The organism is Kitasatospora sp. A2-31 (genome assembly GCF_022288725.1).
Classification (GTDB): domain Bacteria; phylum Actinomycetota; class Actinomycetes; order Streptomycetales; family Streptomycetaceae; genus Kitasatospora.
In genome coordinates this window covers 576,888-597,940 of record NZ_JAKNTA010000003.1, presented here as the reverse complement: position 1 = coordinate 597,940, position 21,053 = coordinate 576,888, and the positions used below count along the sequence as shown (strand labels likewise).

Here is a 21,053-nt window from a genome sequence, read left to right as displayed (position 1 = left end):
CATCCGAACACGGGGCGGCCCCGTCCGCATCCGGAGGCGCCCGGCCCCGCGGCCGCCCGGCCCCGGCCGCCACCGCGGTGGTCCGGCCGGGGCCGCCGGGTCCGGCTCGGGCTCAGCGGCCGAGCAGGCCCCGGACGGCGAGCCGGTTGACGTTGGTCAGGCCGCGCACCAGCTGCGGGGTGAGGAAGACGACGAGCAGCCCGAGCAGCGAGACGCCGGCGATCTGCAGCGGCGACTGGATGTAGTAGACGTGCCGGGTGTGGTCGTCGTCGTAGAAGTCGAACAGCTGTATCCCCGGCTGGCCGGCGTAGGTCGGGTAGACCCAGTGGTAGAGCGGGTACGCCGCCAGCGCCCAGCCGAGCAGCAGGAACGTCAGGGACACGGTGAAGCTGAGGATCGCCCACGGGAACATCAGCACCTGGTGGAGGGCCGCCTTCCAGCCGGCCGCGTCGGCCGTCCGCGCGGTGATCAGGCCCCAGCTCCCGGGGCGGACGGCCTTCACCGGCGCCGGTCCGGGCACGTCGAGCGCCAGCATGCTGCGGGTCCGGGCCCGCTCCAGCCGGCCGAAGCCGCGGGCGCCGGCGGTCAGGGCGGCCAGGACCGGCAAGCCCAGGACGGTGACCAGGGTGCCCAGGCCGAGGCTGAACAGGGTGATGGCGAAGGAGAAGCCCGCGACGGCGACCGGGAGGCCGGTGAGGGTGTAGCCGAGCTCGCGGTAGAAGTAGGCGGAGAAGGGCGCGCGCCAGGCGTACGGCGGCTCCTCGGTCCGGCGGACGCCCGCGGCGGGGAGGTCGTACGCGGTGCGCTGGATGCTCTCGCTGCTCATGGCCGGCCTCGGTCCTCGGTTCTCTGGTGCGGGCTTTCGGGGGATGGCTCCACCCTCCCAGCGCCCGGGCGCGGCGGACATCCGGCTCCCCGGCGAACCGGGGGTGGGGTTAACCCCCGGTCGGGCCCGGCCCGACCGGCCGCGGCCACTCGTCGGCCAGCAGCGAGTACTGCAGCGAGTCGTGCCAGGTGCCGCGCAGCCTGACGTCGTGCCGGATCCGGCCCTCCAGCTGGAACCCGGCCCGGGTGAGCACCCGCGCGGAGGCCCCGTTGGCCGGGTCCACCCGGGCGGCCAGCCGGTGCAGGCCGAGCGGGCCGAAGGCGAAGTCGCAGAGCAGGGCGGTGATCTCGCCGGCGTAGCCGTTGCCCCAGGTGTCCCGGCGCAGCGCGTAGCCGAGGTCGGCGGAGCGGTGGTCGCCGAGGGTGAGGGCGGCGTTGCCGATCGGGGTGGCGTCGGCCGGGTCGTCCGCGTCCGCGCGCCGGGTGACGGCCAGTCGGTAGACGGTCCGCTCCTCCCGCAGGGCCTCCTCCAGGTACTGCTCGATCTGGTCGGCGCAGTCCACCGGGTCACGCGGCTCGAAGGGGAGGTAGCGGGTGGCCTCCGGATCGCCGAAGACGGCGTGCAGCGCGTCGACGTCTCCGGGGGTGTGGTGGAACTCGCGGAGGGCGAGGCGGGGGCCGAGGAGCCGGACGGGGACCATGGTGGCAGACCCTACCCGCGCTTTCCGGTTACCGTAAGTGACATGGAAGACGATGACCTGCGGCTCGCCCCGCACACCAGGGCCGCCGAGCTGCTCGCCTGGGCGCAGGCCGAGGGCCGTGTGCCGGTGGCCGAGGCCCCGCTGCGGGCGGTGCTGGCGCTGCTGGAGCTGGGCGGGGGCAGGATGCGCGACGGCTGGCCGGAGCTGACCTCGGACGCCGTGGAGCAGCTGCTCCACGAGCGGCTCCACCTCTACGTGCAGCCCGGCCCGGAGCAGGACCCGCTGGCGTACGGCGAGGCGGTGCGGCTGCTGATCGACCACCAGCGGGCGGCGAAGCGGCTGAACGCCAAGCGGCAGGAGCGGCTGCACGCGGAGGCCGAGTGGCAGGGCGAGGTGGCGGCCGGCCTGCTCCGCCGGGCCGATCTGGTGACGTGGCCGCGGCTGTACGCGTTGCTGCTGCACGCGTACGGGGTGGACGTCACCGACGGGGCCGCGGTGTTCGACTGGCTGTCGGGCTTCCGGGAGCTGGCCGAGGAGGACCGTCGGGCCGCGTTCGAGGCGCTGGCGGCGGCCGGCTGGCTGGACGAGGCCGACCCGGCGGGCTGGGGTCCTGGCCGGGTGCTCTCGGTCGGGATGGCCACCGACGGCGCCCGGCGGCTGCTGGAGCACGGGCTGATGCGGCGCAGCTACCGCAACCTGGCGGAGCTGACGGCGCTGGGCCGGCCCATGCCGGACGAGCTGACCGGGGACTTCGGGGCGTTCGAGGAGGCGGCGGAGGCCGCCGCGCTGGACCTGCTCGGCACGTGGACGGTGCCGGGGCTGCCGCGGCTGCTGGTGGCGGAGTTCCCGGAGCTGGCCCCGGAGCCGGGCCAGGAGGAGATCGACGCCTACCTGGCCGGCCTGCCGGCGGAGCAGGACGTCGCGGAAGGCGACCGCGCCGAGTAGCGGCGGGCGGCGCGCGGAAACGGGAAGGCGCCCCGGCCGGTACGGACGTACCGGCCGGGGCGCCTTCGTCGTGCCCCCAGGGGGCGGACCGTCAGGGGCGGCCGTCAGGGGGTGATGCCGCGCTGCTCGAACCAGCTCTCCGGGTCGACCGGGGCGCCGCCGTCGGGGCGCACCTCCAGGTGCAGGTGCGGGCCGGTGACGTTGCCGGTGGCGCCGACCTTGCCGAGCTGCTGGCCGGGGACGACCTTGCCCGAGCCCTTGATGATCGAGGAGAGGTGGCAGTACCAGATCTCGGTGCCGTCGGGCAGCGTCTCGACGATCCGGTAGCCGTAGGAGCCGGCCCAGCCGGCGGAGGTGATGGTGCCCTGGCCGACCGCGTACACCGGGGTACCGGTGTCGGCGGCGAAGTCCAGGCCGGTGTGCAGGTGGGCCCAGTAGGAGGCGCTCTGGCCGTAGTGGGCGGAGAGGCGGTAGTCGCGCACCGGCAGGTTGATCGCGGCGAGCTTGGCCTTCTCGGCGGCCTCGGCGGCGCGCTTGGCCTCCTGCTGCTGGACGGCGCGCTTGGTCTCGGCCTCCTTGGCGGCCTGCAGGCGGGCGGTCTCCTCGGCGGCGGTGCGCTGGCTGTCGGCCTGCTGCTGGATCCGGGCGGCGAGGGCGAGGCCCGGGTCCGCGGAGAGCGCGACCGGGGCCTCGTCCGGCGCCTCGACGGCGGGCGCGGCGGCCGGGGTGGCGGACGCGAAGCCGGTGGCGCCCAGGGTGGCGGCGACGGCGGTGACGCCGAGCAGCGGGGCGGACCCGCGGGTCTGACGCGGCATCCGGTGGCGGTTGGCCTCGGCGGGCTGCGGCGCAACCTCGTCGTCGGACCCTCCGTACTCGCCCGGATGGGCGGGCGGCCACGGGTCGAGCAGCTGGGTGCCGGCGGAGGAGCCGGGCAGATGTGCCGGAGAGTGCGTCGACGCCACGGAGGCGCGCTCCTTTCCTTCCTTCGCGCCTACCGGGTTAGCTGACGGGTTCGGAGCAGGAAGGTCTCCTACGGCTGGGCCTGGGCCCGGCCGATTCACCCCAAGGAACGTGGTTCCCCGGCTCCCTGGCCTGCCCGGAGGCCGGCCGGCGGGATTAGGCGACGGCGCACGGTGCCGTCTGGGTACGGCGTTGCGGACCGCGCTGCGTTATCAAACGTTAATCCTAGGAGCCCCCGATTCCAAGCCGTCCGCATGGGACGACAGGACACAGCTCGGACACTACGCGATCCGACGGGCGATTTGGGGCGTTTGACGACAACTGACACTACCGAACGTGATAGGACGTCAACGAACGACCCCGTGTTTGAGTACTCCTACTCATGTGGACCTCGTTCGACGACGCGCATCCTGGCGCCATGAACGCACCGATGCAGTCACGCACCACGGCCGCGTACCACGTCCAGGCCGTGCTCTCCTTCGCCCTCTCTGCCGGCGCCCTCGCGATCGGCATCGCCTACCTCCCGGTGGGCGCCTGGACCCGCGCCTTCCTCGGTGTCGGCCTGCTCTACACCATCACCTCCGCGTTCACCCTGGCGAAGGTCGTCCGGGACCGGCAGGAGACCAACGAGATCGTCACCCGGGTCGACCAGGCTCGACTGGAGAAGCTTCTGGCCGAGCACGACCCGTTCAAGGTCGAGGGCGTCTGAGCCGGCCGGCCGGGACGGCGGCGAAGCCCCCAGCCGGAGCCGGGCCGGGGCCGGGAGCGAGGCCGGAGCCGCGGCCGGACGGCCGGGGCCGCGGCCTCGACATCGAGCTGACGCCAATAGCTTGACGGCTAAGGCTATTAGCCTTAGCTTTGCGGGTGTCGGCAGCACCGCCGACACCCCGTCCCGGCGGACCGCGGAGGCCCTCATGACCGGCACCAGCACTCCCACCACGCTGTTCCTCGACGTCCCCGGCGGCCGGCTGGCCTACGACGACACCGTCCGGGGCGACGGCCTGCCGGTCGTCCTGCTCCCCGGCATGCTCGACAGCCGGGCCGCCTACCGGCACCTGCGCCCGCTGCTGACGGCGGCCGGCCACCGGGTGATCACCATGGACCTGCGCGGCTTCGGCGAGTCCTCGATCGCCTGGGACGACTACTCGCCCGCCGCCATCGCCACCGACGTGCTCGCCCTGCTCGACCACCTCGGCATCGGGCGGGCCGTGCTGGCCGGCAACTCCTACACCGGCGCCACCGTGGTCAAGGCCGCCGGGGACGCGCCCGGGCGGGTCGCCGGGATCGTCCTGCTGGACGCCTTCGTCGAGAACCTGCCACCGACCGCCCTGCAGCGCGCGGTGTTCGGGGTGATGGGCACCCTGCTGGTGCACTCGCCGGCGTTCTGGGGCCTCTACCACCGGAAGATGGCCTACCCGGGCCCCAAGCCGGCCGACTTCGACGGCTACGTGGACGGCCTGGTCGCCGCCATGCGCACGCCGGGCCGCAAGGCCGCCACCCGCGGCTACGTCCGAGGGGATTCCGCGCCCACCGGCTGGACCGCCGCCGTGACCTGCCCTGCGCTGGTCGTCATGGGCAGCAAGGACCCCGACTTCCCGAAGCCCGAGCTGGTCGCCGACCGGCAGGCCGCCGCACTCAAGGCCCGCAAGGTGATGATCGAGGGGTCGGGCCACTACCCGATGGCCGACCAGCCGCAGGCCACCGCCGACGCCCTGCTGCCCTTCCTCGCCGAGCTCGGCTGACCCGCCGCGGCCCGCCGCAGACCCGCCGCGCGGGCCCCGGCCTCCCGGCCCGGGACCGCACCGCGCACCACGCCGACCGGGCGCCCGCGCGCCGAACCCCACCCCGCAACCACGGAGGCCGTTCCCCATGCCCCGCGTAGGACTCAATCCCGAGCAGGTCGTCGACCACGCCCTCGCCCTCATCGACGAGCAGGGCGCCGACGCCCTCACCCTGGCCGCGGTCGCCGTCCGCGCCAAGGTGGCCACGCCCTCGTTGTACAAGCACGTCAGCGGCGGGCTGGCCGAGCTGCGCCGGCTGGTCGCCGTCCGGGTCACCGAGGAGCTGGCCGACCGGCTGGCCGAGGCGGCCGTCGGCCGGGGCGGGGACGACGCCGTCGCAGCGGTCCTGCGCGCCTACCTCGGGTACGCGACCGAGTACCCGCACCGCTACCACGCGCTCCCGCAGGCTCCCCAGCCGGACGACGACGACCTCGCCCGGGCGGCGGCCCGGCTGGTCGGCGTGATCGTCGCGGTGCTCCGCGCGTACGGGCTGGAGGGCTCCGAGGCGATCCACGCGGCCCGGACCGTCCGCTCGGTGGCGCACGGCTTCGCCTCGCTCTCCATCGGCGGCGCCTTCCGGCTCGCCGAGGACCTCGCCGTCACCGAGGACCGTCTGATCGCCGTCCTCACCGGGGGCCTGCGCGCCTGGCCCGCGCCCTGACCCAGGCGTTCCGGGACCCGCGCCCTGACCGTGGCCCACGCCGGAGCGGCGGGCGCCCCGGAAAACGCCGGAGGGCCCGGAGCGTGATCGCTCCGGGCCCTCCGGCGTGCTGGTGGGCCTAACAGGACTTGAACCTGTGGCCTCTTCCTTATCAGGGAAGCGCTCTAACCGTCTGAGCTATAGGCCCTCGCCGAACGGCCATCCTACTCGACCGCGGCGGGTGCCCCGACACCCGGCAAGCGGACGCGGGCCGGAACCGATCGGGACCAATCGGTCAAGACGGGATAGATTGGCCGGCAACAAGGTACGAGGAATCGAGAGCCCGATCCGGCAGAGCCCCACAGGGCGGCGGAAAGGCCATCCCATGGACCTGACCTCGCCGTGGCTTCCCCCCTCCGAGGACGAGAACCGGACGCCGCGGAGCAGCCCGACCGCACGCAGCGCGATGCGCTGCGTCCGGTTACTGCTCGGTTGCACCAGCGCCACCGAGCTGCTCGGCACGGTCCTCGCCGAGGGCCCGTCCTGGATCACCGGCGAGGGCTCCGCGCTCTACCTGCTGGACTCCACCGGAACGCTCCGCCTCACCGCCTCCCACGGCATGCCCGACTGGGCCCGCGAGCGCTACGGCGTGGTCGACCCGGCGAGCGACCTGCCCGCTGCGATGGCGCTGCGCCTGCGCCGCCCCTATCTGCTCAGCCCCGAGCGCACCAGCGCCGACTACCCGAACCGGAACACCGGCATGGGCACCGGCATGGTCGCCGTCATCACCCTGCCGATGATCGTCGACGAACAGCCGATCGGCGTCCTGGGCCTGGCCCTCGCCCACCGGGGCACCGTCCCGCGGCGCGATCTGGACGTCCTGGAGACCCTGGCCGACGCCTGCGGCCACCGCCTCGCCCACCTGCTCGCCCATGCGCACGCCCAGGGCCGCGCGACCGTGGGCGGCGTCCGGCCCGGCCCCGTCGCCACCGGGGGCGACGCCGACCGGGCCGCCGGAGCGGCCCAGCCGCTGCTGTCGCTGGCCGTCCGCTCCGCCGGGCACGGCGCCTTCGAGCGGGACCTGGTCACCGGCGAGACGTTCTGGGACGACCAGGCCTACCGGGTGACGGGCCGGCCGCCGCCGGCCGAGGGCTCCCCGGCCACCGCCCCCGACCTGGACCGGATCGTGCACCCCGAGGACCTGCCGGACGTCCAGGCCGCGCTCGCCGAGGCGCTGGCCGCCGGCGGCCCGTACCGGATCACGTACCGGGTGCTGCGCCAGGGCGGCGGCGTGGTGCGGATCGAGGAGACCGGCGAGGTGATGCTCGACGTCCACCGGCGGCCGGTCCGGATCGCCGGCCTGCTGGCCGACCGGGACCGCACCCGTGCCGCCGAGCAGCCGTCGCCGGAACCGCCGGAGGGCGGTGCGGCGGCGGCCGCCGCCCGCTCGGCGCTGCTGCTGGCGCTCACCCGGGCGCTCTCCCGGGCGGTCACCGTCCGGGACGTCACCACCGCGGTGACCGACGTCGCCCGGCCCGCGTTCGGCGCCGCCAGCATCGTGCTGGACCTGGTGGACGAGGGCCGGCTGCTGCCCGTCTCGCACACCGTCTACGGCGGCCCGCGCCGCACCGAGCTGACCCGGCTGGCCGACCTCTCCGAGGGCGTGATGCAGCACGCCCTGGCCCGCGCGACCCCGCTGTTCAGCGAGCCCGGGCGGACCGGGCGGTCGCCGGAGAACAGCGGCGGGCCGCTCACTCCGGCCGCCTGGGCGGTGCTGCCGCTGGTCGCCTCGGGCCGGCAGGTCGGCTCCTGCCTGATCACCTTCGCCGCCGAGCGGGTCTTCGGCCACGAGGACCGCACCCTGTACTCCGCGTTCGCCGGCATCCTGGCGCAGTCGCTGGAGCGCGCCCGCCTCTACGACACCCACCACCACCGGGCCACCGAGCTCCAGCGGGCGATGCTGCCGCGCACCCTGCCCCGGCTGCCCGGGATCGCCAGCGCCGCCCGCTACCTGCCGAGCACCGAGGGCATGCAGATCGGCGGCGACTGGTACGACCTGCTACGGCTGCCGGACGGGCGGATCGGCCTGGTGATCGGCGACGTCCAGGGCCACAACGCGGAGGCCACCGCGGTGATGGGCCAGCTGCGCAGCGCCCTGCGGGCCTACGCCACCGACGGGCACGATCCGGCCGCCACGCTGGCCCGGACCGGCCGGCTGCTCTCCGGACTGGACACCGACCTCTTCGCCACCTGCCTCTACCTCACCCTGGACCCGGTCGACGGCACCCTGGAGGCGGCCCGTGCCGGGCACCCGCCCCCGGTCCGGATCACCGGCGACGCCCGGGCGGTGGAGCTGGACCTGCCGGGCGGCCCGCCGCTGGGCGTGGACCCGGGGGTGCCCTACCCGCCGGCGGTCGGGCACCTGGCGCCGGGCGAGACCCTGCTGGTCTACACGGACGGCCTGGTCGAGGACCGCGAGGAGGACTACGACGAGTCGGTGCAGCGGATGCTCGGCGGTCTGGAACTGTGGGCCCGGCAGACCGGCCCGGTCCTGATCGGGCCGGCGCCGGCCCTGGAGCGGCTGGCCGACCTGCTCACCCTCAACGTGACCGAACGCCGCTCCCGCCCGGACGACGTCGCGCTGCTCCTGCTGCACCGGGTGTCGCCGGCGCAGTAGCGCTCCTTCCGGCCGGGAGGAGGGGCCGATCGGGCCCGAAGGACGTCTGATTGAGGCCGTATTGACGGGATGTTGACGAGATCCGGTCACATGGCGAGATCCGTTCACATCTTCGTAGGATCATCACCCTAGAATTCGCCGCGTGACGATGACTCAGTGGTGCGTGACGGCAGCCGGCGTTCTCGCCGTCCTCGCCCTCGTGGCCGCCGCCCGCTACCGCGCGGTCTCCGCCACCCAACGCAGCCGGGCCGACCGGCAGCAGCGCGAGATCGCCCTCCTTCGGGAACAGCTGAACACCGAACTGGCCCGGCGCGGCGGCGAACTGGCCGCCGTCCAGCAGGAGCAGGAGCTCAACGCCTCCACCCAGCGGGCCTTCCTGAGCGTGGCCCGCCGGATCCTCGTCATGGCGCACGACCAGCAGGCCCTGCTGGACGAGATGGAGCGCACCCACGACGACCCGTCGCTGCTGGAGGGCCTGCTCAAGGCCGACCACGCCGCCGCCCAACAGGCCCGCCTCGCCCAGACCCTGGCCGTCCTCTGCGGCGCCCGGGCCGGGCGGCACTGGCCCGAGCCGGTCTCCCTGGAGGACGTGGTGCGCGGCGCGCAGTCGCGCATCCTGCCCTTCCAGCGGGTGGTGGTCCGCAGCCGGATCGAGACCGCCGTGGTCGGCGCCGCCGCCGAGGCGCTCATCCACGCCGTGGCCGAGCTGCTCGACAACGCCACCCGGTACTCCCCGCCCAGCACCCAGGTGTTCGTCACGCTGATGCCGGTGCACAACGGTGCCGTCATCGAGATCGACGACGGTGGCGTCGGCATGCCCGAGCAGGCCGTCGCCAAGGCCGCCTCGGCCCTGGCCGGCGGCTCCGCGCTGGAGGTCTCCCGTCTCGGCGAGGTGCCGCAGCTGGGCCTCGCCGCGGTCGGCCGGCTCTCCGAGCAGTACGGGTTCCGGGTCACCCTCAGCTCCGCGCCCTCGCCGTACGGCGGTGTCCGGGTCGTGGTGCTGCTGCCGAACGCGCTGCTCACCGAGCCGCTGCCGCCGACCGTCCCGGGCCTCGGCCACGGGGACCGGGCGTTCTCCCCGGCACCGCTCCGCGGGCCCGAACCCCCGTACCGGGGCTCCGCCGACCACGCTCGGACGGCGGGGCAGCACCCGCCCGCCGGCCACCCGCTGCTGGAGACCCCGCCGACCGAACGGCCCCCCGCGGCCGGCCCCGCCACCCCGCCCCCGCTGCCCCGCCGGAGCCACCGGCGCGACCGCGCCAGCCGCCACGCCGCGCCGGCCGCCCCGGCCCAGGCGCCCGCCCCGCCGTACCGCTCCGCGCGGGACGCCCAGACGTTCATGACGATGTTCCAGGCCGGTACCGCCAGCGGCCGGTCGGCCGCCCGGGCCCGGGCCGCCACCGAAGCCTCCCCTCCCCCTTCCCCCCAGCTTCCCCAGCGCTCCGGAGAGTTCCATGACCACCACCCCTGACCTCGGCTGGCTGCTCGCCGACATCGTCTCCGTCCCCCAGGTCCAGCACGCCGTCGTCGTGTCCAACGACGGCCTGGAGATCGGCCGCAGCGCGGGGATCCTGCGCGAGGACGCCGAGCGGCTCGCCGCCGCCTGCTCGGGCCTGCAGTCGCTGGCCCGCGGCGTCGCCCAGGGCTTCGGCGGCCCCGGCAGCGCCACCCGCCAGATCATCATCGAGTACGGCGGCGGCTACCTGTTCATCGTCGCCGCGGGCGCCGGCGCCCACCTGGCCGTGGTGACCGACGAGGCCGTCGACGCCGGCCTGGTCGCCTACCAGATGCAGGTGCTGGTCGAGCGGATCGGAACCCACCTCACCAGCCCGCCCCGGGTGGACCACGCGGTGGGGGGCCAGCGGTGAACGGACCGGTCCGGCCCTACGTGATCACCGGCGGGCGCAGCCGGCCCACCCGCGCCGCGCTCGCCGTCGAAAGCCTGGTCAGCGCCTTACCCGACCGGCCCGAACTGCCCGAGGACGCGCTGCTCAACCGCGAACACCAGCGCATCCTGGACCTCTGCCGCAGCCTGCTGTCGATCGCCGAGGTGGCCGCCCATCTGGGGCTGCCGCTCGGCGTCGTCAAGGTGCTGGTCGGCGATCTCCACGACCTCGGCGCCGTCCAGGTGCTCCCGCCCGTCCCGCAGGCCGAACGCCTGCCCACGACCCTCCTGGAAGAGGTGCTCGTTGGCCTCCGCCAACTCCGCTGAAGCCCCCGCCGGCCCGCCCGCCGAGCCGCAGTACCTCCCGGCCTCCGTCCAGGGTGCGGTGAAGATCCTGGTCACCGGCCCGTTCGGGGTCGGCAAGACGACGCTGGTCGGCTCGCTCAGCGAGATCACCCCGCTGCGCACCGAGGAGACCATGACGGCCGCCAGCAGCGGCGTCGACGACCTCACCGGGCGTGCCGGGAAGACCACCACCACGGTCGCGCTGGACTTCGGCCGGATCACGCTCAACCCGCGGCTCGCGCTCTACCTCTTCGGCACCCCGGGCCAGCAACGGTTCTGGCCGCTCTGGGACGACCTCTCGCGCGGTGCGCTCGGCGCCATCGCCATGGTCGACCTGCGCCGCCCGGACGAGAGCTTCGACGTGCTCGGCCGGCTGGAGGAGCAGCAGATCCCGTTCGCGGTGGCCGTCAACACCTTCCCGGACACCCCGAGTTACCCGGAGGAGGAGCTGCGCTCGGCCCTCGACCTGCTGCCCGACGTGCCCATCCTGTACTGCGACGCGCGGGACCGGCGGGCCGCCTACGACCTGCTGATCGACTTCGTCAGCCACCTGCACGCCACGTCCGTCCTGGAGCTCCAGCGATGACCGCCCCCGAACCGGGCACGTCCGGGCCGCATCCGGCCGGCCCCCCGCCCGGATGCCCCGCGCACGCGGGCGGCGTCCCGGCCGGCGCCGGCATGCCCACCGGGGTGCCGCTGCCGGCCCTCTACGGCTCCGCCGTCGCCGACGACCCGCACGGCCTCTACGCCGACCTGCGGGCCAAGTACGGCCCGGTCGCCCCGATCGAGCTGGAGCCCGGGATCGAGGCATGGCTGGTGCTCGGGTATCCCGAGCTGCTCGAACTCACCCGCAACGAGGCGCTGTTCTCCAAGGACTCGCGTCGCTGGCGGGTGCCGGCCGAGGGCCGGCTCGCCGCCGACTCGCGGCTGCTTCCGATGACCGCCTGGCGGCCCACCCTGCTCAACCTGGACGGCGCCGAGCACCAGCGGCTGCGCGCCGCCGTCACCGACACGCTGGCCCAGATCGACCACCGCCGGCTGCGCGGGACGACCGAGGCCGCCGCCCACTCGCTCATCGACAGCTGGGGTCCGGACGGCACGGCCGACCTGATCGCCCAGTTCGCCCGCCAACTGCCGCTGCTGGTCTTCACCCAGCTGCTCGGCCTGCCCGCCGAGGCCGGCCCCCGCCTGGTCGAGCTGATCAACCACTTCGTCGACAGCAGCAAGTACTCCGTCAAGGCCAACGCGGGGTTCCAGGCGATCCTGGTCGACCTGGTCAAGAGCCGCCGCGCGACGCCCGGTGCCGACCTGACCTCCTGGCTGCTGGCCCACCCGGCCGGGCTGACCGACGAGGAGGCGGTGCACCACGTGGTGGTGATGATGGTCGCCGGCAACGAGACCAGCATCAACTGGATCGGCAACACCCTGCGGCTACTGCTCACCGACCGCCGCTTCCGGGCCACCCTGACCGGCGGCCGGCTGACCGTCACCGACGCCCTGGAGGAGGTCCTCTGGCGCGACCCGCCGACGCAGAACTTCCCCGGCCGGTGGGCCACCGGCGACACCGTGCTCGGCGGCCAGTACATCAGCGCCGGCGACATGCTCGTGCTCGGCCTGGCCGCGGCCAACGCCGACCCCGCGGCCCAGGGCGCCTCCGCCGCCGCGCAGGGCACCCTCGGCGGCAACCGGGCGCACCTGGCCTGGGGCGCCGGCAAGCACGTCTGCCCGGCCCAGCACCCGGCCCGGATCATCGTCGAGACCGCGGTCGAGACCCTGCTGCACCGGCTGCCCGACCTCCAGCTCGCCGTCCCGCCGCACGACCTGGCCTGGCGGCCGTCGCCCTGGTCGCGCGCCCTGGTCAGCCTGCCGGTGCTCTACAGCGCCTTCACCCCGCCCCGCCCGCCAGCCCCCGAGAGGCCCGCATGGACACCGCCGACCCTGGAACCGAACAGCCCGGCCGCCGGCCCGTCGAGCCCGTTCGGCTCGACCCCTTCGGCCGCGACCAGCACGGCGAGAACGCCCGACTCCGGGACGCCGGCCCGGCGGTCCTGGTGGAGCTCCCTGGCGGGGTGGTGGTCTGGGCGATAACCCACCACGACACCCTCCAGGCGCTGCTCGCCGACCCGCGCGTCGGCAAGAACCCCCAGCTGTGGACGACGTTCACCGAGGGCCGGCTGCCGAAGGGCTGGCCGCTGCTGAACTTCGTCACCGTGCCCGGCATGGTCACCGCCGACGGCGAGGACCACCGACGGCTGCGCGGGCTGGTCACCCAGGCCTTCACCCCGCGCCGGATCGCCGAGCTGCAGCCCGCGATCGAGGCTCGCACGGCCGCCCTGCTGGACCGGATCGAGCTCCTGGAGGGCGAGTTCGACCTGCGCCGGCACTTCGCCTACCCGCTGCCGATGCAGGTGATCGGCGAGCTGCTGGGCCTGCCGCCGAAGCAGCAGGACGAGCTGCACGAGCTCTCCGACGTGATGGTCTCCAGCTCGGCCACCCCCGAGGCCGCCGTCGCCGCCCAGCAGGGCCTGTTCGCGCTGCTCGGCTCGGTGGTCGCGGCGAAGCGTGCCGAGCCCGGCGACGACCTCACCACCGACCTGATCGCCGCCCGCGAGTCCGAGGACCGGCTCAGCGAGCAGGAGCTGATCGGCACCCTGCTGCTGATGCTGGTGGCCGGCCACGAGACCACGCTCAACCTGATCACCAACGCGGTGCGCGCGCTGCTCGCCCACCCCGACCAGCTCCGGCTGGTACTGGACGGCGAGGTGGAGTGGTCCGCGGTGGTCGAGGAGACGCTCCGCTACGACTCGCCGGTCGGCCAGTTCCCCATGCGGTACGCGACCGAGGACATCGAGGTGGGCGACGTCGTCATCCGCCGCGGCGAGGCGATGCTCGCCTCGTACGCCGCCGCCGGCCGGGACGCCGGGCACCACCCGGACGCCGACCGGTTCGACGTCACCCGGCAGCCGAACCGGCACCTCTCGCTCGGCCACGGCCCGCACTTCTGCCTCGGCTCCGGGCTCGCCCGGCTGGAGGCGGAGACGGCCCTGCGGTCGCTGTTCGAGCGGTTCCCGCGGCTGGCCCTGGCGGAGGAGCCGGGGGCGGAGCCGATCGGCTCGTTCGTCAGCAACAGCGTGCGGACGCTGCGGGGGACGGTCGGGCCCCGCGGGTGACCTGAAGGCGGCCGGGTCGTTTGGCGTGTCATGACGAAACTCGCCACCCTGGCCGCCCTCACCCTGGCGGGCCTGGCCCTGGCCGCCCCCGCCGCGTCCGCCGCGACCTCGGTCGCCTCCCAGCCGGACGCCCTGGACGGGCTCTCCAGCGGGCTCAACCTCTCCCCCACCGACCTGGCGCTCCACGAGGCCGGCAAGCTGCCGCTGGTCGGCCACGCCGCCCAGCAGGTGGAGGCCGTGGGCACGGGACAGATGGAGCACCCGGGGATCAGCGGGCAGGTCCTGAACTGACGCCGCCGGGTCCTCAACCGACGGCCGGCTCCTGAACCCCACGGCCGGCTCCTGAACCCACGGCCGGGTCCTGAGCCGATCCGGGCCCGCGCCCCGGGGGCCGCCCGCGCAGTGACCTCCGGTCCGGTTCGGGCGCTCCCCCGAGCGTGCCCGACCCGGACCGGTGCCTGCGGACCCCGGGCCCCGGGGCGGTGGTCAGCCCCGGGCGAGGGCGTTCAGCTCCTGGTAGGTCAGCCCGCCGTCGAGTGCGGTGTACGTCCCCGAGCCGTAGACCTCCTCGGCGGCCCGGCGCACCGCCGCGTACGCCGCCTTGGCCAGGCCGGGCCCGAGGCTCACCCGGGCCACGCCCAGCTTCGCCAGCTCCGACACCGACGGCGAGCCCGGCCCCGCCAGCACGTTCAGCGGCGCCGGAACGGCCGCGACCAGGGCCGCGATCGTCTCGGGATCGGTGACGCCCGGCACGAACCCCCCGCCCGCACCCGCCTCGACGTAGGCGCGCAGGCGGGCGACGGCCTCGTCCAGCCGGCCGGCCGGCTCACCGATCCCCCGCAGGAAGACGTCGGTGCGCCCGTTGACGAACAGGTCGATCCCGGCGTTCGAGGCGGCTCCCCGGGCCGCGGCGATCCGCTCGGCCGCCTCGGCCGGGGACCGGTGGGCGTCCTCCAGGTTCACTCCGACCGCCCCGGTGGCGAGCAGCCCCGCCACCGTCTCGCCGACCTCGGCCGAGGTGGCGCCGTAGCCGCTCTCCAGGTCGGCCGTGACCGGCAGCTCCACCGCGCGCACGACCAGCGCGGTCTGCGCGAGCACCTCGTCGCGGTCGGCCGCGTCCCCGTCCGCGCTGCCGAGGCTCCAGGAGACGCTCGCGCTGGCCGTGGCGACGGCCCGCGCCCCGGCGGCGGCGACCAGCCGGGCGCCGGCCGCGTCCCAGACGTTGGCGAGCACCAACGGCTCACCCGGGCGGTGGAGTTCGCGCAGGGCGCGGGCCTTCTGCTGCTGCGTGGGCGTCATGGCGGCGACCCTACTTCGCGGCCGGGCTGAGGCGGGAGGTGACGCCGATCCGGTTCCAGGAGTTGATGGTGACGATCAGGGCGATCAGCTGCGCCAGCTCGGCCTGCTCGAAGTGCTCGGCGGCCTCCTGGTAGACGGCGTCCGGGACGTGCCCCCGGGTCAGCAGGGTGATCGACTCGGTCAGCGCCAGGGCGGCGCGCTCCCTGGCCGTGAACCAGGAGGTCTCGCGCCAGGCCGGCAGGGAGAGCAGGCGGTGGTTCTGCTCACCGTTCTTCAGCGCGTCGGTGGAGTGCATGTCGATGCAGAACGAGCAGCCGTTCACCATCGAGGCGTGCACCTTGACCAGCTCGGCGAGGGTCGGGTCGACGCCCCGACGGGCGGACCGGTCCAGGGCGATCATGGCCTGGTAGAACTCGGGGGCGAGGTCGGGGAGGGAGATCCGCTGCTCGGGGGCGGACACGGTGGCGGTCTCGTTCGTCGTCATACCGGTCAGCCTAGGCGGGGAGTGGACCGCCTCCTTGGCACAATCGACGCCGGGGATCACGGGCCACTTCGCTGCGCCGCCGCGGGCGCCCGGCACCGGCGCCCGAGGCCGGCCGAGCCGGCACGGGGACGGCCGGGCAGCCAGGGGTCCGTCCCTTCCGGCTGTTCCGATCGGCGAACGTGCGTGCGAGGATCGGCGGCGGGGCGGTGTCCGGCCGCCCCGCCGGGAAGACCAGGGGGCCAGGTCCGTGTGTACCGCGTTCGTCAGCATCGAGCCGTCGTCGGCGGTGCCGGTGCTGCTGCTGTCGGTGCGGGACGAGTACGCGGGGCGGCAGTGGCTGCCGCCGGACCGCCACTGGCCCGGGCAGCCCTCGGTCCTCGGCGGGCTCGACCTCGCCGCGGGCGGGACGTGGCTGGCGGCCGAGCCGGGCGGCCCGGGGGCCGAGCCGGTCGCGGCCTGCCTGCTGAACGGCTTCGGCGCGATGGCCCCCGCGCAGGCGCGGCTCTCGCGCGGCGACCTGCCGCTGACCGCCGTCCGCGACGGCGGCATCGCCCACCTCGACCTGGAGCGTTACGACCCCTTCCATCTGGTCCTCGTCCGGCCGGACGGCGCCCGGGTCCTGAGCTGGGGCGGCGGCAGCCCGGAGGAGCGCGAACTGCCGACCGGCCTGAGCGTGGTGCTGAACGACGGGCTGGAGGGCCTGGCCGCCACCCGGACCACCTCAGAGCTGGTCCGCACGCTGATGGCGGCGCGCGCCGCGCACTTCCGCGCCCGTTTCGAGGCCGCCGCCCGGCCCGAGCCGGCGGCCGGGCCCACGGAGGAGGCATGGGGCGCCTGGCTGCCGATCGTCGCCGGCGACGGCCTGCCCCTGGACGCCCCCGAGGCGCTGGTCCAGCGCCGGGAGTTCGGCGACGGCCGGATCTGGGGCTCGTCCTCGATATCCCTGCTGGCCTTCCGGCCTGACGGACTGCGGTACGACTTCGGCCGCGCCCCCGTGACCGGGCCGGCCGGGGACCGGTGGCGCCGGATCGTCTAGGCCTGCTGCGCGGTTCGATGGAGCAGGCCCACTGGCGGGTGCCGGAGGCGCCCGCCGAGACTGGGGCCATGGAAACCAGGGTGCCCGTCCGCGGTGGTGAACTCTGGGCCGAGGACTCCGGAGGAGAAGGGCTCCCACTGGTCCTGGTCCACCCGGGTGTCGGCGACTCGACCATCTGGGATCCGGTGCTCGCGGTGCTCGACGGACGGCACCGGGTGGTCCGGTACGACGCCCGCGGCTACGGGCGCTCGCCCGCCCCCACCGTCGCGTACACCCCGGCCGAGGACCTCGCCGCGGTGCTCGACCACTTCGAACTCGACCGGGTGGTGCTGGTCGGCAACAGCATGGGCGGGGCCGCGTCGATCAGTCTGGCCCTGGACGCACCCGAGCGGGTGGCGGGCCTGGCGCTGATCGTCCCCACCGTCACCGGGTACGACGGGCTCGACGAGTCCGAGCTCTACCGGGAGGTGCAGCGGCTGGCCGGGGCCGGCGACACGGAGGGCATCGTCCGGTACGGGCTGAGCCTCTGGGGGCTGGCGGGCGGCGGCACGCCCGAGGCCGATCCGGTCGCCGCCGCGCACTTCAGGGCGGTCCTGCCCTCGTGGTTCGGCAACGTCGGGTACCAGGAACCCGACCCGCCCGCGTTCGACCGGCTCGGCGAGATCGCCGTGCCCGCCCTGCTGGTGCTGGGCGAGCTGGACCGGCCGGGAATCGTGCGGCTCGGCGAGGAGGTCGCGACCCGGATCCCGGGCTGCCGGCTGGTCCGGCTGGCCGGTTCCGACCACTACCCGACGCTGCGCGAGCCGGAGGCCGTCGCACGGCTGATCGAGGAACTGCACGCCGAGGCGCGCTGAACACCCGGACGGCCCCTGCGCAGGAAGTCGGCCCGTCCGACTCCTGTGCAGGGGCGAGCGTCAGACGGCCCGGGCGAGCAGGCAGACGTAGGAGCGGCCGGGCCGGCCCTCGGCCGGCTGCTCCACCCGTGCGGTCACGGCGAACCCGGCCCCGGCCAGCAGTTCGGCCTGCCGGTCGGCAGGGATGAGGTACGACTCGTAGGTCACCGGGTGGCCGTAGCCCTGCGCGGGCCTCAGGCGGGCGGCCTCGCCCGCGTGGCCGCCCAGCAGCAGGCGGCCACCGGGAGCAAGGGCGCGGCGGAACTCCGCGAAGACGAGAGGGAGTAGCGCCGGCGGCGTGTGGTGGGTCGAGTACCAGGCCAGCAGACCGCCGAGCCCGGCGTCACGGAGCGGCAGGCCGGCCATCGAGCCGACCGCGTAGTCGACCGCGGGGTGGGCCCGGCGGGCCAGCTCGATCATCCGCGGGGACAGGTCGATGCCGAAGGTGGTCACGCCCAGGCCGGCGAGGTACGCCGTCACCCGGCCCGGCCCGCAGCCCACGTCCGCGATCGGGCCGAGCCCGTCCGCCCGCACCAACTCGGCCAAGGCGCCGAGCATCCCGCGGGACACCGGGTCCATGGCGTCCGGCGGGACCACCCGCCGGACGTAGTCCTCGGCGACGGTGTCGTACGACGCGCGGACGGCGGCCAGGTACGCGGGCACGGTCATGACGCCGAGCGTAGGGCCTTCACGTGGGGCATTCCGAGCCGAAGCTGACCCTCTCTCAGAACCCCCTTGCAACCACTACGGTCGAAGTACTATAAATAGAGTGGTTCGAGCGACGGGCCACGATCCAGCACCACGACACCTAGGACACGGATGCGCAAGCTCAGCTACTTCATCGGCAGCACCATCGACGGCTTCATCGCCGCGCCGGACGGCGGCTTCGACTTCTTCTTCCCGCACGTCACGGGCGAGTACGCCTCCTACCTGACCACCGAGTACCCGGACACCGTCTTCGCCCCGGCCCGGGCCGGCCTGGGCATCGGCGACGCGCCCAACAAGCACTACGACACCGTGCTGATGGGCCGCGCCACCTACGAGCCGGGGCTGGCCGTCGGCGCGACCAGCCCGTACGCCCACCTGCGGCAGATCGTCTTCTCCCGCTCCATCGCCGAGAGCCCGGACCCGGCCGTCGAGGTCACCGCCGAGGACCCGCTGTCGGTGGTCCGCCGCCTCAAGCGGGAGGACGGGCTCGGCATCTGGCTCTGCGGCGGCGCCTCGCTGGCCGGACAGCTCCTGCCGGAGATCGACGAACTGGTCGTCAAGCTCTATCCGGTCGTGGCGGGTTCGGGCATCCCGCTGTTCTCGGCCGACTTCGCTGCTCGGAACTTCGAGCTTGTCGAGAGCCGGACCTTCGACCAGGGCAGCGTGCTCCTCACGTACCGGAAGCCTGCGACGGCGGCGGACGCCGAGCCGGAGCAGGCGTAGCCGGCCGCGCCGAGCGAGCGGCCCGGCGCTGAACGGCGGCGCCCAGCAGCAGGTTCACGAGGGCGGTGGTGGTGCAGAGCACCGTGACGAAGAGGAAGCCGGCGGCACGCGGGGCGGCGTGCCGGATCGGACAGACGGCGAGGGCCGCGAGAGCGGCGCCGACCGCCACGGAGACGGCCGAAGCGGCGAGGAGCAGGACACGGCTAGGGCGGCTCACGAGAGCGACCGGGCCCGAGCGGATTGCGGCGGCGGCGCGGTGACGTGCTCGGGTCGAACGGTCCACTCGACGCCGCCCCCGACGGGGCGGAGGTAGACGCGGCCGCCGATGGTGTCCATGTAGACGCCGGTGCGGCGGGTCCGGCGGTCGTGGAGGAGTTCGCCGGGGGTGTGGGGCGGGCGGTGGTTCACGGGGTGGTTCACGGGGCGGTCCTTCGAAGGGCGGCAGGGCAGGGTCAGCGGCGTCCGTCGAGCCGGATCGTCACCAACCGCTGGGTGGCGACCACCACTTCGGCAGCGAGCGGGGCGCCGTCGGCGGTGTTGAGGGTGACGGCCTGGCCGGCCCTGGGGTACCAGGTCGCCCGAGGCGGTTCGCGGCGGGCGCGGACGCCGTCGCGGATGACGTCGGTGAGCTTGGTGACGACGGAGACGGGGGCGGCGCCGAGGTCGATGAGGACCACCCCCGTGACGGAGGCGCAGTTCCAGTCGATGCCGGTGGAGGGGAGTTCCGTACCCGCGGCGGCGAGGGCGACCTTGAAGTCGTCCAGGACGGAAGCGGCCTCGCGGCGGTCGTCGGCGGTGATTCTGCGGAGGATGGAGGACATAGCGCTGCTCCTGTCGCTGCGGATTCGGTGATTCCTCTCCCAGGATCAGCACTCGAAGCTACGCTGTGAAGTCAAGCGGTCACCGCATGTTGATTGTTCAGAGGTGGGATCCGGATGGCCCCTCCCCACAGCCTCCCGCCGGGCAAGTCGCCCCGGACTTTCTACGGCTCTGAGCTGCGACGACTCCGTGAGGCAGCCCAACCGAAGATGTCTCAGGAGAAGTTGGGAGCACTGACCTTCGTGTCCGGTACGTACATCGGGCAGTTGGAGAATGCGACTCGGACTCCGCAGCTCGATCTCTCGATTCGGATCGATCAGGCACTCGCAACAGGAGGAGTGCTGGAGCGCCTTCACGAGTTGCTGGAGTACTCCCGCTTCGCCGACTACTTCAAAGAGGCGGCCGAGCACGAGGCTCGCGCGATGTCGATCTGCGAATACGCGGGTCACGTAGTACCTGGACTGCTTCAGACTTCCGAGTACGCAAGCGCGGTTTGCCTCGGCGCGCAGCCGCTTCTCAGCGATGACGAGCTGGCCGAGCTCGTCGCGGCCCGAATGGAGCGACAGCGGCTGGTCAGCGACCCAACAGGACCGGAGTTGTGGTACATCCTGGACGAATCCGTCCTCCGGAGAGTCGTGGGCGACCGCCAGGTGATGGTAGCTCAGCTCAGGCACGTGGCTGGCCTCATGGTCAGGCGTCGCATGATCGTCCAGGTCGTCAGTTACGAAGCCGGGGCCCATGCACTACTCGGCGGAATGCTCTCGCTGATGACCTTCGCGGATGCCCCACCGCTCGCATATCTCGAAGGACAGCACGCCGGCCAGCTGATCGACGACAATCGGTTGGTGGCCAGATGTCAGCGGTCCTACGATCTCGTACGGGCCGCCGCATTGTCGCCGGAGGCGTCCCTGGCCCTGATCCAGTCGGCGGCGGAGGTCCACGAGAATGCGCAAGCGCGTTGAGCGACCCGCCAACTGGCGGAAGAGCAGCTACAGCAATGGCGAAGGCGGCTCCTGCGTCGAAGTGGACGACGCGACGCCCGGGCGGGTCCGGGACTCCAAGGACCCGGACGGGCCCACCCTCGACTTCACTCCCGGCGCCTGGCAGTCCTTCGTCACCGCCGTCCGCACCGGGGAGTTCGGCAGCATCTAATTGGAGGAGC

At 74.2% G+C, this 21,053-nt stretch carries 25 protein-coding genes, 1 tRNA gene and 1 riboswitch; of the genes, 17 read left to right on the top strand and 9 right to left on the bottom strand.

What is annotated here, in order from left to right:
* Window positions 1–112: 112 nt before the first annotated feature.
* Entirely contained in the window at window positions 113–826 is a 714-nt protein-coding gene (locus MCM47_RS11600; protein ID WP_238861070.1) for a sensor domain-containing protein, read from the bottom strand.
* A 109-nt stretch (window positions 827–935) separates the two neighbouring features.
* The gene (locus tag MCM47_RS11595; protein ID WP_238861068.1) at window positions 936–1,526 is read right to left on the bottom strand and encodes a GNAT family N-acetyltransferase; all 591 of its coding nucleotides are present in this window, start codon (window positions 1,524–1,526) and stop codon (window positions 936–938) included.
* Window positions 1,527–1,568: 42 nt separating this feature from the next.
* Between MCM47_RS11595 and MCM47_RS11590 the strand changes: the two genes are divergently transcribed.
* A complete protein-coding gene (locus tag MCM47_RS11590; RefSeq protein WP_238861066.1) occupies window positions 1,569–2,471 on the top strand; it encodes a hypothetical protein in 903 nt (300 codons plus the stop codon).
* Window positions 2,472–2,575: 104 nt separating this feature from the next.
* Here MCM47_RS11590 and MCM47_RS11585 read toward each other — a convergent pair whose 3' ends face one another.
* The gene (locus MCM47_RS11585; RefSeq protein ID WP_238861064.1) at window positions 2,576–3,433 is read right to left on the bottom strand and encodes a M23 family metallopeptidase; all 858 of its coding nucleotides are present in this window, start codon (window positions 3,431–3,433) and stop codon (window positions 2,576–2,578) included.
* 12 nt (window positions 3,434–3,445) lie between these two features.
* A riboswitch (cyclic di-AMP (ydaO/yuaA leader) is annotated at window positions 3,446–3,604 on the bottom strand.
* Window positions 3,605–3,849: 245 nt separating this feature from the next.
* Here MCM47_RS11585 and MCM47_RS11580 point away from each other — a divergent pair.
* The 3 genes from MCM47_RS11580 to MCM47_RS11570 all read left to right on the top strand — a co-directional run bounded on the left by MCM47_RS11580 (window position 3,850) and on the right by MCM47_RS11570 (window position 5,873).
* The gene (locus MCM47_RS11580) at window positions 3,850–4,140 is read left to right on the top strand and encodes a YiaA/YiaB family inner membrane protein (protein WP_238861062.1); all 291 of its coding nucleotides are present in this window, start codon (window positions 3,850–3,852) and stop codon (window positions 4,138–4,140) included.
* 205 nt (window positions 4,141–4,345) lie between these two features.
* Window positions 4,346–5,173 carry an alpha/beta fold hydrolase gene (locus MCM47_RS11575; protein ID WP_238861060.1) on the top strand — a complete coding sequence of 276 codons (828 nt, stop codon included), beginning with the start codon at window positions 4,346–4,348 and terminating at the stop codon, window positions 5,171–5,173.
* Window positions 5,174–5,300: 127 nt separating this feature from the next.
* On the top strand, window positions 5,301–5,873 hold the full coding sequence (locus tag MCM47_RS11570; protein ID WP_238861058.1) for a TetR/AcrR family transcriptional regulator: 573 nt from the start codon (window positions 5,301–5,303) through the stop codon (window positions 5,871–5,873).
* A gap of 110 nt (window positions 5,874–5,983) precedes the next feature.
* Here MCM47_RS11570 and MCM47_RS11565 read toward each other — a convergent pair.
* Window positions 5,984–6,060 (bottom strand) — tRNA-Ile (locus MCM47_RS11565).
* Window positions 6,061–6,237: 177 nt separating this feature from the next.
* On the opposite strand from MCM47_RS11565, the gene MCM47_RS11560 reads away from it, so the two are divergent.
* From MCM47_RS11560 to MCM47_RS11525, 8 genes are all read left to right on the top strand, one after another.
* Window positions 6,238–8,529, top strand: coding sequence for a SpoIIE family protein phosphatase (locus tag MCM47_RS11560; protein ID WP_238861056.1), 2,292 nt, complete (start codon window positions 6,238–6,240; stop codon window positions 8,527–8,529).
* A gap of 148 nt (window positions 8,530–8,677) precedes the next feature.
* On the top strand, window positions 8,678–10,000 hold the full coding sequence (locus MCM47_RS11555) for a sensor histidine kinase (protein WP_238861445.1): 1,323 nt from the start codon (window positions 8,678–8,680) through the stop codon (window positions 9,998–10,000).
* Complete coding sequence (locus tag MCM47_RS11550; RefSeq protein ID WP_238861054.1) at window positions 9,984–10,397, top strand: roadblock/LC7 domain-containing protein; 414 nt, start codon at window positions 9,984–9,986, stop codon at window positions 10,395–10,397. Before MCM47_RS11555 ends, MCM47_RS11550 begins: the two co-directional genes overlap by 17 nt.
* Window positions 10,394–10,741 carry a DUF742 domain-containing protein gene (locus tag MCM47_RS11545; RefSeq protein WP_238861052.1) on the top strand — a complete coding sequence of 116 codons (348 nt, stop codon included), beginning with the start codon at window positions 10,394–10,396 and terminating at the stop codon, window positions 10,739–10,741. The genes MCM47_RS11550 and MCM47_RS11545 overlap by 4 nt, the downstream gene beginning before the upstream one ends.
* Window positions 10,719–11,345, top strand: a complete 627-nt coding sequence (locus MCM47_RS11540) for an ATP/GTP-binding protein (RefSeq protein ID WP_238861049.1) — start codon at window positions 10,719–10,721, stop codon at window positions 11,343–11,345. Before MCM47_RS11545 ends, MCM47_RS11540 begins: the two co-directional genes overlap by 23 nt.
* On the top strand, window positions 11,342–12,847 hold the full coding sequence (locus MCM47_RS11535) for a cytochrome P450 (RefSeq protein ID WP_238861047.1): 1,506 nt from the start codon (window positions 11,342–11,344) through the stop codon (window positions 12,845–12,847). Before MCM47_RS11540 ends, MCM47_RS11535 begins: the two co-directional genes overlap by 4 nt.
* Window positions 12,811–13,929: a cytochrome P450 gene (locus tag MCM47_RS11530; RefSeq protein WP_238861045.1), complete on the top strand. Its 1,119-nt coding sequence runs from the start codon at window positions 12,811–12,813 to the stop codon at window positions 13,927–13,929. The genes MCM47_RS11535 and MCM47_RS11530 overlap by 37 nt, the downstream gene beginning before the upstream one ends.
* Window positions 13,930–13,959: 30 nt before the next feature.
* A complete protein-coding gene (locus MCM47_RS11525; protein WP_238861043.1) occupies window positions 13,960–14,220 on the top strand; it encodes a hypothetical protein in 261 nt (86 codons plus the stop codon).
* A gap of 195 nt (window positions 14,221–14,415) precedes the next feature.
* On the opposite strand, the gene MCM47_RS11520 is transcribed toward MCM47_RS11525, so the two are convergent.
* Together MCM47_RS11520 and MCM47_RS11515 are read right to left on the bottom strand one after the other, a co-directional pair.
* Window positions 14,416–15,228: an isocitrate lyase/phosphoenolpyruvate mutase family protein gene (locus MCM47_RS11520; protein WP_238861041.1), complete on the bottom strand. Its 813-nt coding sequence runs from the start codon at window positions 15,226–15,228 to the stop codon at window positions 14,416–14,418.
* A 10-nt stretch (window positions 15,229–15,238) separates the two neighbouring features.
* Complete coding sequence (locus MCM47_RS11515; RefSeq protein WP_238861039.1) at window positions 15,239–15,712, bottom strand: carboxymuconolactone decarboxylase family protein; 474 nt, start codon at window positions 15,710–15,712, stop codon at window positions 15,239–15,241.
* A 247-nt stretch (window positions 15,713–15,959) separates the two neighbouring features.
* Between MCM47_RS11515 and MCM47_RS11510 the strand changes: the two genes are divergently transcribed.
* The gene (locus MCM47_RS11510) at window positions 15,960–16,748 is read left to right on the top strand and encodes an NRDE family protein (RefSeq protein ID WP_238861036.1); all 789 of its coding nucleotides are present in this window, start codon (window positions 15,960–15,962) and stop codon (window positions 16,746–16,748) included.
* Between the two features lie 68 nt (window positions 16,749–16,816).
* On the top strand, window positions 16,817–17,602 hold the full coding sequence (locus tag MCM47_RS11505) for an alpha/beta fold hydrolase (RefSeq protein ID WP_238861034.1): 786 nt from the start codon (window positions 16,817–16,819) through the stop codon (window positions 17,600–17,602).
* A gap of 60 nt (window positions 17,603–17,662) precedes the next feature.
* On the opposite strand, the gene MCM47_RS11500 is transcribed toward MCM47_RS11505, so the two are convergent.
* Entirely contained in the window at window positions 17,663–18,310 is a 648-nt protein-coding gene (locus tag MCM47_RS11500; protein WP_238861032.1) for a class I SAM-dependent methyltransferase, read from the bottom strand.
* A 150-nt stretch (window positions 18,311–18,460) separates the two neighbouring features.
* Between MCM47_RS11500 and MCM47_RS11495 the strand changes: the two genes are divergently transcribed.
* The gene (locus tag MCM47_RS11495; protein WP_238861030.1) at window positions 18,461–19,072 is read left to right on the top strand and encodes a dihydrofolate reductase family protein; all 612 of its coding nucleotides are present in this window, start codon (window positions 18,461–18,463) and stop codon (window positions 19,070–19,072) included.
* A 213-nt stretch (window positions 19,073–19,285) separates the two neighbouring features.
* Here MCM47_RS11495 and MCM47_RS11490 read toward each other — a convergent pair whose 3' ends face one another.
* Together MCM47_RS11490 and MCM47_RS11485 are read right to left on the bottom strand one after the other, a co-directional pair.
* Complete coding sequence (locus tag MCM47_RS11490) at window positions 19,286–19,492, bottom strand: hypothetical protein (protein WP_238861028.1); 207 nt, start codon at window positions 19,490–19,492, stop codon at window positions 19,286–19,288.
* Window positions 19,493–19,524: 32 nt separating this feature from the next.
* The gene (locus MCM47_RS11485) at window positions 19,525–19,893 is read right to left on the bottom strand and encodes a hypothetical protein (protein ID WP_238861026.1); all 369 of its coding nucleotides are present in this window, start codon (window positions 19,891–19,893) and stop codon (window positions 19,525–19,527) included.
* Window positions 19,894–20,007: 114 nt separating this feature from the next.
* Between MCM47_RS11485 and MCM47_RS11480 the strand changes: the two genes are divergently transcribed.
* Together MCM47_RS11480 and MCM47_RS11475 are read left to right on the top strand one after the other, a co-directional pair.
* Window positions 20,008–20,853 (top strand): helix-turn-helix transcriptional regulator, encoded by an 846-nt coding sequence (locus MCM47_RS11480; RefSeq protein ID WP_255751981.1) that lies wholly within the window; start codon window positions 20,008–20,010, stop codon window positions 20,851–20,853.
* A complete protein-coding gene (locus MCM47_RS11475) occupies window positions 20,837–21,043 on the top strand; it encodes a DUF397 domain-containing protein (protein ID WP_238861021.1) in 207 nt (68 codons plus the stop codon). Before MCM47_RS11480 ends, MCM47_RS11475 begins: the two co-directional genes overlap by 17 nt.
* Window positions 21,044–21,053 lie beyond the last annotated feature (10 nt).